Here is a 12,124-nt window from a genome sequence, read left to right as displayed (position 1 = left end):
GAAAGTGCGGCAGACTGGGTTAATATATTATCACTTGTGAATTGACTGATAGATTCTTTGAAAATTTTCCAATAAAATGGAAAAGTGTTGTTTTTGTTTGTTTTTATATCAGCCATTTGTATTTTTCATTCTGTATAAAGCATGCTAAAATTTAAAAAATGAATGCTTACTTAAATTCATTCCGTCTGTATTTGTCCTTGCCTTTTTTTTAAAAGCATTGTGATCCCAATTGTATAACTAAAGTCCAAATTGTACAACGCTAAATCCACTTGAGCTCCAATCCTGGACCCTAAATTATAGGTATACAAATATAGCTTCTTTGGTTTAAAAGTACCTTTTTCACCTTTATAATCGTATCTTCCTTTAAGACTTACATCGCCCACAAGCCCTCTATATCCCCAACATTCAAAGGAAACTCCAAAGCTCTTATTCCAGTATCAATTGGTTCATCAATAATAATGGTTGCTTCAACTTATGCCGGCATTTCCAACTTTTCAATAATTCAGGAAACTAATGATTGCAGTACAGCCTGGAAGGACAAATCCGAAACATCTAAATTGATTCTTGATGATAGTCAGTGGAGATTTACTGCAAAGGGATTGAGAACCACACAATAATCTTTTTAAGCTTACTTTTCTTTTTTAAAGATGTTCGAGCGGGGACTCGCGATCCCGATAGTTATCGGGAGAGCATCTCCGGCCGAACGATTTCTTACTGTTTATTTTCTTTGCTTGCCCAAAGAAAACGAACCAAAAGAAAAGGCACTTTTTCACTATGTGTTTTTTAAAATAAAACATTTTAAAAACCACTCACCTTGGCTAAATTATTTCCAAGGCTTCAATAATTATTAACGCCAAGGTTCACTACACCACGGAAAAAGCAATGCCAAAATTCAAAGTTTTTATATCAGTTCTTAAAATCCTCAGAAAAACCTTTACACGAATAGCGATTTGTTCTCAAAATGTTCGAGCGGGGACTCAGCGATCCCGATAGTAATCGGGAGAGCTAATTCTCGCATTTGTAGTATGCAATTGGCAGTTTACACAATAATCAAGGAACAGGCTTTTTTTGTCTTCAACAAAAACACCTACCCCTCCCACAATTGCCATGGCGACCGATAATTTGGTTTTAGGTAAGCATTGGCTTCAGATGCATTAGAGACTATTCCCTCCACATCGTTCCATTGCAGCTTTTTACCAGTTCTGTAGGCGATATTCCCTAAATGAGCCACCAGAGCGGCATTTCTTCCCATTTCAATAGTACAATTGGGATCTTTTCGATTTTTTATGCATTCCAGGAAATTTGCAGTGTGGGCATCCAGACCGCTGACACGACTTTTTCGGGGTGGTAATACTTCTGTTAAGTATTTATCATTATGCTGAAGGGGTAGCACTTTCCAGCTTGCCCTGTTGATGGCCAAAATGCCATTCTCGCCAATAAAAGCCACTCCAGGTTCACCAGATTCCTCCAAATACGGCGATGTGCCCATGCCCATAAATTGTTCCCAAATCAAACTGAAATTCCCAAAATCATAGACTGTTGTCAGCGTATCAGGAGTTTCTGCTGCATTGTCGGGAAAAGCAATTTTACCACCAATGGCTACTACAGATTTAGGTGCAGTGGCATTCATGCCAAGTAATACCATATCCAGCATATGAACTCCCCAGTCGGTCATAAGGCCCCCGGCATAATCCCAGAAATACCTAAAAGAACCGTGAAATCTATTTTTATTAAAAGGTCTTTCCGGCGCTGGACCCAGCCATCTGTTGTAATCCACACCCTGGGGAGGATCAGTATCTTCTACCACATCAAAACCGCGACCGTAATTTACATCTGCCCAGGCTTTCACCTGCCGTATCTTGCCCAGGGCACCGGAATCTAAATATTCAAAGGCCGAATGCCAGTGGGGGTCGCTTCTTTGCCATTGGCCTACCTGTACTACCCTATTGTACTTGCGTACTGCTTTTACCATCAAATCTGCCTCGTGAATACTATTGGCTATTGGTTTCTCTACATATACATCTTTTCCTGCCGCACAGGCATCAATCATCTGAATACAGTGCCAATGATCCGGAGTGCCAATAATAACGGCATCCATTTCTTTTATTTTTAAAAATTTACGATGGTCATTAAACGTTTTGGGACGTTGACCGGTTTTTGTTTCTATTTCCTTTGCGCGTTTTTCCAACAAATTGCTGTCCACATCGCAAAGTGCAATACATGCTGTTCCCTTGTTTTTAAGAAAAGAACTGAGGTTTGCCCATCCCATACCTCTGACACCAATAAGGCCAACATTCACTACTTCTCTATCTTTAATTGGGTTTTTGGCCGATACCCGGCCTAAAGGAACGGCTGTAGCTAGGGAGGCTGCACCTACATTTTTGATAAATTTTCTTCTACTACTCATTTCAATGATTTTGGTTTTTTAAAGTACAAATTTTCAATCAATAATCATGGAGTTATGATAAAAACTAAACCGCAAAAAGCGCTGTATTGTGAGCATTAGTTTCATCATAAGAGGAATAATTATAAACAATATTAAATATTTTATTTAAACGAGTTGAATGCAGATGAAGATTTCAATTCACAAAATGCTCATGCAGCAGTTCATACCAAACAAATGAAAAATGTCCCGACGCAGGGATAGGTCTATTATGAAAATTAAGGATTTGTTATCTTAGATGTATAATAAGTATTTGATCAATGATCATTTACAATGGTTAGTATCAAAAATGAATTAACATGAAAAGACTTCTAACTATTCTTATTCTAAGTATTAGTATGGTTGTATATTCTCAGGATATGAAAAAGCCAATCATCGATATCCATTTGCACGGATATAGCTCAATTCCTCCAAATGTAAAGGCTTCTTGGGCTGGTGAAACATATGCACAGGAACTCACCTCGCCACAGAATACAGAAATGCATCTTCAGATGGTCATCGAGGAGATGAAAAAGAATAACATCAAGCTCGGTGTAATCAGCAGTACCAGCGTAGAAGCACTCACAAAATGGAAAACAACCGCACCTGAATCATTTCTAAGCGGAATTCAAACTGATGAACTTGGGCAACCGATCCTGTCTCCTGATTCATTAAAGATTCTATTTGAAAAGGGGGAAGTGGACATTTTAGGTGAACTGGGACTACAATACTTTGGATTAGAGCCCGATGTCCCGATGATGGCCCCTTATTACAAAATAGCTGAAGAGAATGGCATCCCGGTATGTTTGCACACAGGATTAGGACCTCCGGGAGGACCACACAGCTTTGCGCCAAAATTCAGAACAACTCTTGGAAAACCAACCCTATTTGAACCCATATTGGTCAAACATCCCAATCTAAAGGCTTTTTTAGCCCATGCGGGTTATCCTTATATCGAAGAAACTATTGCAATGATGTATATCTACCCCAAGTTATACGCTGATATTGGCGTATTGACTTGGGCGTTGCCGGTAGAAGCCTTTTATTCTACCTTAAAGCATCTCATGGATGCCGGTTTTGGTCGGCGCATCATGTTTGGATCCGATCAGATGATGTGGCCGGGAGCCATTACCATAGCGGTTAAAACAGTTGAAGAAGCGCCATTCCTTTCAGAAAGTGAAAAAAGAGACATACTCTATAACAATGCTGCTCGCTTTTTGGAGCTTGACCCCGAGCTAATATCAAGTCACCATAAATGATGGATAAAATAATTCTGCTGCCAACAATTTATAAACGCAATTAAAACTGACGGTTATACAATAGTGTACATTAGCGATAATTGGATAAATGAAAATATTAAAACGTCTTCTGAAAATTTTCTTTGCTCTTATTGGAGTGCTAGCGTTAACCACAATTATTATGCTTTGGGTTGAGCTACAAAGAACTGGCTACTTGAAAATCAAAAAGAATGAGTTAACCACTAATGATTCTTATCTTATTACTAATCTGAATGTCATACTAATGAATCAAGAAACTGTTTTAGTTGATAAAATGGTTTACGTATCGGAGGGTATAATTGAAAAGATTGCTGATAGGTATGAGCCAATAACAACTATTCAATTCCAATGAGGTTTAGCCGGATAATTCTTTGTTTGTTTATGGGAGTGTTCATTTACTCTCCTGAATACGCATTGGCTCAGGACTCAAGTGACTCACTTAATTCAGTAAAGTTGGTTGGACTCAAATTTCATCTTGGCTCCGTGCTTATCCACAGCAGGGAGCTTAGACCAATTAAGGACTCCTACCCCACTGGAGTAGAATTGGATTTGGCCTGGCACAAAATATCTCAAAAAGCCTGGGAGTCTTGCATGTGTTATCCAAAACTTGGTATGGCGCTCACCTACTGGGGTTTTGACAACAAGGAAGTGCTTGGCCAGGGTATAACAGGGCTTTTTTATATCGAACCTGTCTTTAATACTAAGGGTCGCGTGAATTATTCCGTGCGGGCGGGTCTTGGCTTATCATATCAGAACTCCCCATATGATCCTGTTTCAAATCCGGATAACCAGAGCTACAGCACCTATATTGGTTTTCCCCTGCAACTGGGAGGCACGGTACACTTCAGACTAAATAACCGTTGGTTGCTGAATGGGACACTGGTTTATAATCACATTTCAAACGGGGGTGTCAGCCAACCTAATAAGGGTATTAACTGGCCCTCTCTTGGAATTGGTATGGCCTATTATCTAAAAGAATTTGAATTTATGAAAAGAGCCGTCAACAACTGGAAAGATCTGGGCCCGCCCCAAAAAAGGTTGGATTTTACTTTTTTTATGGCTTATGAAGAACCGAGAGATAACCTATTCCTTCTTTCACCCGGACTAGAAATCAAATGGAGCAGACAGTTTGCCAGGGTAAATGCTTATACCTTCGGAGGAGAAGTTATGTATGATAATGGTACGGGGTACGTACTTGAACAACTTGGAGAGGAAGGCAGTTCAGTGAAGGCTGGAATAGCTATTGGTCATGAGTTCTTATTAGGGAAGTTTCTTTTCAGCCAGCAATTTGGGGTCTATCTCAGCAATTCTAATCCCATGCACCCAGATGCATATCAGAGATATGGACTGGTATACAGGGTTAATAAGTATTTTAACACCGGTATCAGTCTGAAGGCACATGGTCATGTTGCCAACTTCCTTGATTTTAGAGTGGGTATTTCCCTTTAAGTATTTAGGAATGACGTTGTTTCTCAAGGATGCTATGGTTGGTACATTTACTCTATATAATCTGTAGATGACGGTTTTTCCGGCATCAACTATTGAGAAAAACGTAATTTTAAAAAATAAACTACCGCGAACAAGGTATTTAAGCCATCATCCCGATAGCTCCCGATAGCTCCTTCTCCATAGTATTACGAAGGAGAAGCTATCGGGAGGGACGGCTCATACACGAGACCCTACGTTAGCAATAATTATATAAATGAAAATATTAAAACGTCTTCTGAAAATTTTCTTCGCTCTAATTGGAGTGCTAGCGTTAACCACAATTATTATACTTTGGGTTGATTCGTATAGAACTAGCTACTTGAAAATCAAAAACAATAAGTTAACATCTAATAATTCTTATCTAATTACTAATGTGAATGTTATACCAATGAATAAAGACACTGTTTTAGCAGATAAAATGGTGTACATAAAAGAGGGTATAATTGAAAAGATTGCTGACACCATTGAGGTCAATGGAACTGAAATTATTGACGCAAAAAAGAAATATCTGACACCAGGTCTTATAGATATGCACGTTCATGTTTGGGATAGATATGAACTTGGGCTATACCTGTCAAATGGCGTCACCGCGGTTAGAAATTTGTGGGGTATGCCTATGCATTTAAGGATTAAAGAAGATGTAGATAATGACAAAATTCTTTCACCAACGTTTTTTACCACCGGGCCAAAGCTAACAGGCCCGGAATTTATAGGTGACGATAACCTAAATCTAAGTAACCCAAGTGAAGCCAAAGAAAAGATCATTTCATATAAGGATAGAGGTTACGATTTAATTAAAACCTATTATGGATTGGATCAAGAAATATTTGATGCTGTGATTGAACAATCTGGAATTTCCGAAATTGATATCGTTGCTCATCCTTCGCAAAAAGTATCATTTTCTTATCATTTAGACCCACAAATCAAATCCATTGAACACGCTGAAGAAATTGTGCAGCAACCTTTGCAGTTTGATTTAGACACTGTTAAACTGCAACCTATAATTGATACAATATCGCTGTCTAATCATACCAGTTATTGCCCGACAATTACGGTATTTTATAATATCTACCAAATGATGATGAATGACGCTATCCTGGATTCAGAAGCATTAGGATACATTAACCCGCTTATCAAGGAGGTCGATAGCAAAAATCAATTTGACCGCTGGTACAATACAAAGCAAGTAGATTCAGGTGTAGTGGGCAGAATTAAAAATCAACATGATTTTCATTTGAATATCATTTCTAAACTGCACAAGGCAGGAATTCCTATTATCTGTGGAACGGATGCCGGAATAGGAGTTACGATTCCCGGATTTTCAATACATAAAGAACTGGCATTTTATAAAGAGGCAGGCCTTTCTAATTACGAGGTATTGAAAACAGCCACAGTAAATGCTTCCCAAACACATTCAATTATGAATCAGTTAGGTGCCATTGAAAAGGGTAAAATTGCTAATTTATTAATAGTAGATGATAACCCTCTAACAGAATTATCGTCACTTGAAAACCCTTCATCTGTTTTTATAAAGGGTAGAATATTAAATAGAGAGACACTCAATTCTTTTGAAGAAAAGGCCAGGAACAGGAAAAATTTAATCGCCTCTGCTCTCAGGTATTTAGAAAACTTAATAATTGAAAGATAAACTACTGCTAACAATGTATATGCAATCATATCACCCTGCAGGATACTACTCTCAGTATACTTACCGATATGAGCAATTTTATAAAGTGAATTACCCTGAAATAAAATGACCATATGACCAAGAAAAAAACAAAACGAATACTCAGAATCTCATTGCTGATTGGAACTCCCATCTCCTTATGGTTTGTCCCATGGACTATGGTAATGGCTTGGTTAACTCCATTGCCTGATACCGTTGAACAACAAGTCAATGATGCCCTTAAGCATGATTTTGATGGTATTATAGTGTATGTAGATAAGTCTGGTAAACCTCCGGAGTTTTATGCCGCCGGTTGGCATGATAGAAAAAACAAAATTCCGGCACGACCAAATGCTTTTTTCAAAATTGCCAGTATTAGCAAGCTATATGATGCTGTTGCTATTACCAAATTGGTAAATGACAAACTATTGTCTTGGATAGATCCTCCAAAAAGTAGTAAAGAGGCACTTGAACGAGTACTTGATTTACCCGCCAACTTTGAACCTGATACAGCCTATGAATACTCAAATACCAATTACCTGTTAATTTCTGATCTTATTGATAAAGTGACAGGTACATCTAAATTTCAATTTATTAAAGAAAGGATTTTAAGGCCACTTGAGCTGAAAAACACTTTTGGTTCTATTCATGAGGTGAACATCAATGATGTGATGAGTGGCTATTATGTAGGTATTGAGGAGGACATAAAGGCTGGTGAATATGGTACTAAGCTCACTTCAATGATTGCAACTGCAGAAGATGTGAGTGTTTTTTTACGGGCATTGAATGATGGCTCCATATTTGAAAAAGAGGAACAAAATATTTATTCCTCTATATATGTTTATAATCATACAGGTTTAATTCCTGGTTATATGAGTATTGCCAAATACCATAAAGATATAGATGCAGTTGTGGTTCAATTTATCAATACCACTGATTTTGAAGGATATCAATGGAACTTATCAGAAATGGTATACAATCGTATTGTAAAAATACTGAGGAGTGAAAAAAGCTCATAATCAATTGAAAAGTTTATTTGCCTCAACAATCATAAAGGATGATGAAGTTTCTGGTTTTTTCGAAAACATCCCGATAAAAGAAAAAGCATTAAAATATTTTGATTTTGGGCATATTCTTCCAAATGACTATAAATTAGATGCTATTCGATGGATAACCAAACACAGCCACACTTCTAATTAATTGATGGTTGGTGTGCACTCAGAAAATCCTTAGGATTTTCCTTTGGTTGGTTTTTTTTAATTAATTTAAACCTGGCCATCGGAGCTAGCCTTAAACGAATACCTTGGCGCTAATTGAAATATAATTAAATAAGAAATGAAAGTAACAGATAAACACAATGAACGAATAGCAAAAATGATTTTTGCTTCTGTTTATCCTCATTACGTTACAAAGGTGGTGAAGAAAGGAAGAACAAAAGAAGAACTTCACAAAGTGATAGAGTGGCTAACCGGTTTTGATGAAAATAGAGTACAAGAATTTATTGATAATAGGGATACGTTTGAAATATTCTTTCAGAACGCAGAATTGCATCCAAATGCACATCTAATTAAAGGAGTAATTTGCGGTTATCGAATTGAAGAAATTGACAACTCATTAACCCGACAAGTCAGATATTTAGACAAATTAGTTGATGAATTAGCAAAAGGCCGTAAAATGGAGAAAATTTTACGTGAAGATAATTCAATTATAAAATGAGCTCAGCAGGACACATTCTGGACATGATAAAACGGATTAGACAAAACCGTTCCCTACAACCGTCCAAAAAACAGAAATTCAAAGGAAGCAATCGTGAGCAAATATATTCGGATAAACTCAATCCAGAAGACCAAGCCAAATTCAAGATTGTTTCCGAAGAAAAACTAAACGAGTTAAAATTACAGATTCGTGAACGTGCCAAGAAGGAAAGAAAAGAGGAAATGATATTATTTGCAATATTTCTTGTTGTGGGACTGATAATCACAATTGCTTTTATATTGTATAATTGAAAAAGCTACATACAATAATCCCTTTAAATAACTGCTTATGGATTTACCTGTCTGAAAGCCATTTATTATTAGTATGTTTAGCATCCGGTTGGAAACCTTAACTGATTTCTATCCTCACAACCAATCGTTACCCAAGAGTTTTACACAAGCAAATAATGTATTATGAATAAAAAATTTATTAAACTTTTTCTAAGATTGGCAATAGGAATTGGTTTTTTATCGGCTGTTGCTGATAGATTTGGATTATGGCCTGCCGAAATTTCAGCATGGGGAAATTGGGAGAATTTTTTAGCGTATACCGAAGTACTAAATCCATTAATTCCAAAAATGTTAATCCCAACATTTGGCATTATAGCAACAGCTGCCGAATTATTATTTGGCATTTGTCTAGTTATAGGTTTTAAAACAGAAATGTTTGCAAAACTCAGTGGTGCTTTGATGTTACTTTTTGCGCTGGCAATAACATTTTCAACAGGAATAAAAGGAGCTTTTGACTATTCAGTCTTCGCGGCCTCGGCAGGAGCGTTTGCCTTAGGTACCATGAATCAAAAGTACTTAGAATTGGATTTGCTCTTTTCCAAAAACGACTAAAAATTAAAACAATGCTAGTATACAACAACTTCTATAGTTTATTCTTTTACATTTCCTAATCGGAATTTAATCACTTCTGAACAAAGGGTCTCTCCTTTTTTGCTAACTTAGTTCATAGCCGCAAACCATACACAAAAGAATTAATTACAAACAAAAAATGAAAAAAGTATTACTCTGTGTTATTTTTATTTCGATAATTAGTTGTAAAAATGATTCAAATAATGAACTACCTGTAGAGTCTGAGGAAATTCAACCGAAAGCAGAATACACAATTTCAGCAGATAAGAATCACAACAAGTTTAGCAGTGCCATCCCTTACCAAATTAAAGTGCCTGATGGAAGTATTGTAGAAGCATTTACCAAAGAAGCAACCGGTGGTCAGTTGAATATTAATTCTACGTTAGACGACTTTAACAACGTGGACATGGATAAAGTGCACACATTAACCGGACCAATTTATGTTGAAGGCGCGGAAGCAGGTGATGTTTTAGCAGTTGAAATTCTGGATTTGGAACCGGGAGATTGGGGATGGACAGGAATGGGTCCGGATTTTGGATTTTTGGCTGGTGAGAATAATGCTAGTGGGTTTAAAACTTACAAGCTGGACAAAGAAAATAACATTGTAAACTTTGCGGAAAACATCAGGATTCCTTTAAAGCCTTTTCTTGGGGTAATTGGCGTTGCACCTAATACAGAAGAAATGCTTCTTACCATACCACCAAGAGCAAATGGCGGGAATATGGATGATCCCAATATTGTTAAAGGTGTTACCGTTTACCTTCCTGTTTTTGTAAACGGTGCATTGCTTTCTGTTGGAGATTCACACGCGGTTCAGGGCCTGGGAGAGGTTGTGGGTACAGCAGTAGAATGCGATATGCGCGCTCTGTTACGTCTTAGTGTCATCAAGGATAAAAAAATAGCTGAACCTCAATATGAAACTGAAGATTACTATGCTACAACAGGTTATGGAACAACTATAGACGAAGCTGCAAAAAAAGCCACACGCTTCATGGTGGAACATATTTCGAATACATATGAAATGTCCTGGGAAGAGGCCTATATGCTCTGTTCTCTTATAGGTGATTTAAAAATTGCTGAAGTTGTAGATTTGCCACATATGTTAGTAACAATGCATATTCCGAAAAATGTTTTCATCAAAAAGTAACATGCTAATACCAACAATGTATATAATCCAAACCCTTTCAGACACGGCTCATATACAGGCCCGACAGGCACAAGCTTGTTTTGTTCTTATCTTATTAACCTGATTCTAATATTATTTATTCGATACCTATATGAAAAATGTGTTAATCTGTGGCGCAGGAATGTCGGCTACCGATCTTATTTCTTATATGCTTAAGCATGCCGAAGAATATGACTGGGAAGTAACCGTAGGTGATATTTTAGTGGAAACCGCAAAGAGGAAAATTGCTGGTCATCCAAGGGGGAAAGCGGTATACTTTGATTGCTATGATGCTGAGATTATGGAGCGTTATATTAAGGATGCAGACATTTTAATCTCATTGTTACCTCCAGGAATGCACGCTGCTGCAGCAAAAATTGCACTTCAGTATAACGCACATGTTGTAACAGCTTCATACGCCAGTGAGGAAATGATAGCCATGCATGAAGAGGCAAAAGAAAAAGGTCTGACATTTCTAAATGAATTAGGTGCTGATCCGGGTATTGATCATATGAACGGAATGCGTTCTATAGATAGAATCAGGGAAAAGGGAGGGGAGCTGTTGGCATTTACATCATATTGCGGCAGTTTGGTTGCCCCTGAGAGCAATGATAACCCATGGGGCTACAAGTTCACCTGGAGCCCCATGAACGTGGTGACCGCAGGTAGTGCAGGAGCTTGTTATTACAAAAAAGGTGATTTTCGATGTATCCCCTACCATCGTTTATTTACCAATCCAAAAGTTATAGCTGTCCCCGGTTTCAGGGAGTTTGAAGCATATGAAAATCGCGATTCAGCTGCCTACAGAAAGAAGTACAACCTTAATGAAATTCCAACATTAATAAGGGCAACACTCCGTTATCCCGGTTTTTGCGACGGATGGAATATGTTTATTCAATTAGGTTTAACGGCTAATAACTATAATATTGAAGGTAGTGAAAATATGACCTACCGCCAGTGGGTTGAGTCGTATCTGCCAGACGATGATTCAAGTCCTGAAAATAAACTGGCAGACCTCTTGCAAATAGAAAGAGGTGGAGCACTTCACAAACAATTGCTATGGACAGAACTACTGTCCGACAGACCAATTAATAGAGTAAATGGAACTCCTGCCGAGATATTATTGGATTTGCTTCTGGATAAGCTGAAATTTAACCAGGGCGACACGGATATGCTTGTTTTTTATGAGAGGTTAGAATACAAACTCAAGGGCGAATTATATGAACATTTATCTTATTTGGTAACAAAGGGAATAGATCATTGGCATACCGCCATCTCCCGTACTGTTGGATTACCTGCAGCAATTGGTGCAAAATTAATCCTTAACGGAGCAATTAAAACTCCTGGTGTACTGTTTCCATGGACCAAAGAAGTTTATGATCCTATACTGGACGAGTTAGAGGAACTGGGCATTGCTTACGCCTCGCACGATAATAAGATTGAGCATTCGCAGTATGAATAATTAGGATTACTGCGGGTTATTATCTGCTG

The 12,124-nt window shown here is 37.7% G+C and carries 12 protein-coding genes; 11 read left to right on the top strand and 1 reads right to left on the bottom strand.

From position 1 onward, the window contains the following. Positions 1 to 1,087: 1,087 nt before the first annotated feature. On the bottom strand, positions 1,088 to 2,407 hold the full coding sequence (locus Q0X89_RS02255) for a Gfo/Idh/MocA family oxidoreductase (protein WP_297690985.1): 1,320 nt from the start codon (positions 2,405 to 2,407) through the stop codon (positions 1,088 to 1,090). A 335-nt stretch (positions 2,408 to 2,742) separates the two neighbouring features. Here Q0X89_RS02255 and Q0X89_RS02250 point away from each other — a divergent pair, with 335 nt between their 5' ends. The 11 genes from Q0X89_RS02250 (at position 2,743) to Q0X89_RS02200 (ending at position 12,095) form a co-directional block, all read left to right on the top strand. Next, positions 2,743 to 3,681 carry an amidohydrolase family protein gene (locus tag Q0X89_RS02250; RefSeq protein WP_297690984.1) on the top strand — a complete coding sequence of 313 codons (939 nt, stop codon included), beginning with the start codon at positions 2,743 to 2,745 and terminating at the stop codon, positions 3,679 to 3,681. A gap of 88 nt (positions 3,682 to 3,769) precedes the next feature. Continuing rightward, positions 3,770 to 4,051 (top strand): hypothetical protein, encoded by a 282-nt coding sequence (locus tag Q0X89_RS02245; protein WP_297690983.1) that lies wholly within the window; start codon positions 3,770 to 3,772, stop codon positions 4,049 to 4,051. 29 nt (positions 4,052 to 4,080) lie between these two features. Further along, positions 4,081 to 5,148 carry an acyloxyacyl hydrolase gene (locus Q0X89_RS02240; protein WP_297690982.1) on the top strand — a complete coding sequence of 356 codons (1,068 nt, stop codon included), beginning with the start codon at positions 4,081 to 4,083 and terminating at the stop codon, positions 5,146 to 5,148. A 427-nt stretch (positions 5,149 to 5,575) separates the two neighbouring features. Next, a complete protein-coding gene (locus tag Q0X89_RS02235) occupies positions 5,576 to 6,835 on the top strand; it encodes an amidohydrolase family protein (protein ID WP_297690981.1) in 1,260 nt (419 codons plus the stop codon). A 113-nt stretch (positions 6,836 to 6,948) separates the two neighbouring features. Then, positions 6,949 to 7,872, top strand: coding sequence for a serine hydrolase (locus Q0X89_RS02230; protein ID WP_297690980.1), 924 nt, complete (start codon positions 6,949 to 6,951; stop codon positions 7,870 to 7,872). After that, positions 7,856 to 8,053, top strand: a complete 198-nt coding sequence (locus tag Q0X89_RS02225; protein ID WP_297690979.1) for a hypothetical protein — start codon at positions 7,856 to 7,858, stop codon at positions 8,051 to 8,053. Before Q0X89_RS02230 ends, Q0X89_RS02225 begins: the two co-directional genes overlap by 17 nt. 135 nt (positions 8,054 to 8,188) lie before the next feature. Continuing rightward, complete coding sequence (locus Q0X89_RS02220; protein WP_297690978.1) at positions 8,189 to 8,569, top strand: DUF2200 domain-containing protein; 381 nt, start codon at positions 8,189 to 8,191, stop codon at positions 8,567 to 8,569. Further along, positions 8,566 to 8,859 (top strand): hypothetical protein, encoded by a 294-nt coding sequence (locus Q0X89_RS02215; RefSeq protein WP_297690977.1) that lies wholly within the window; start codon positions 8,566 to 8,568, stop codon positions 8,857 to 8,859. The genes Q0X89_RS02220 and Q0X89_RS02215 overlap by 4 nt, the downstream gene beginning before the upstream one ends. A gap of 162 nt (positions 8,860 to 9,021) precedes the next feature. Beyond that, positions 9,022 to 9,450: a DoxX family protein gene (locus tag Q0X89_RS02210; RefSeq protein WP_297690976.1), complete on the top strand. Its 429-nt coding sequence runs from the start codon at positions 9,022 to 9,024 to the stop codon at positions 9,448 to 9,450. A 157-nt stretch (positions 9,451 to 9,607) separates the two neighbouring features. Then, a complete protein-coding gene (locus Q0X89_RS02205) occupies positions 9,608 to 10,615 on the top strand; it encodes an acetamidase/formamidase family protein (protein ID WP_297690975.1) in 1,008 nt (335 codons plus the stop codon). Between the two features lie 130 nt (positions 10,616 to 10,745). Further along, positions 10,746 to 12,095: a saccharopine dehydrogenase C-terminal domain-containing protein gene (locus Q0X89_RS02200; RefSeq protein WP_297690974.1), complete on the top strand. Its 1,350-nt coding sequence runs from the start codon at positions 10,746 to 10,748 to the stop codon at positions 12,093 to 12,095. Positions 12,096 to 12,124: the final 29 nt, after the last annotated feature.

The organism is uncultured Eudoraea sp., from assembly GCF_947258525.1.
In the GTDB taxonomy this organism is placed as follows: domain Bacteria; phylum Bacteroidota; class Bacteroidia; order Flavobacteriales; family Flavobacteriaceae; genus Eudoraea.
This window is presented reverse-complemented; position numbering and strand designations above follow the sequence as displayed.

Coding starts and splice junctions, on each gene's coding strand:
- Q0X89_RS02205 (WP_297690975.1), top strand. CDS start 9,608: ATGAAAAAAGTATTACTCTGTGTTATTTTTATTTCGATAATTAGTTGT.
- Q0X89_RS02220 (WP_297690978.1), top strand. CDS start 8,189: ATGAAAGTAACAGATAAACACAATGAACGAATAGCAAAAATGATTTTT.
- Q0X89_RS02200 (WP_297690974.1), top strand. CDS start 10,746: ATGAAAAATGTGTTAATCTGTGGCGCAGGAATGTCGGCTACCGATCTT.
- Q0X89_RS02245 (WP_297690983.1), top strand. CDS start 3,770: ATGAAAATATTAAAACGTCTTCTGAAAATTTTCTTTGCTCTTATTGGA.
- Q0X89_RS02230 (WP_297690980.1), top strand. CDS start 6,949: ATGACCAAGAAAAAAACAAAACGAATACTCAGAATCTCATTGCTGATT.
- Q0X89_RS02215 (WP_297690977.1), top strand. CDS start 8,566: ATGAGCTCAGCAGGACACATTCTGGACATGATAAAACGGATTAGACAA.
- Q0X89_RS02250 (WP_297690984.1), top strand. CDS start 2,743: ATGAAAAGACTTCTAACTATTCTTATTCTAAGTATTAGTATGGTTGTA.
- Q0X89_RS02235 (WP_297690981.1), top strand. CDS start 5,576: ATGAATAAAGACACTGTTTTAGCAGATAAAATGGTGTACATAAAAGAG.
- Q0X89_RS02210 (WP_297690976.1), top strand. CDS start 9,022: ATGAATAAAAAATTTATTAAACTTTTTCTAAGATTGGCAATAGGAATT.
- Q0X89_RS02255 (WP_297690985.1), bottom strand. CDS start 2,407: ATGAGTAGTAGAAGAAAATTTATCAAAAATGTAGGTGCAGCCTCCCTA.
- Q0X89_RS02240 (WP_297690982.1), top strand. CDS start 4,081: ATGGGAGTGTTCATTTACTCTCCTGAATACGCATTGGCTCAGGACTCA.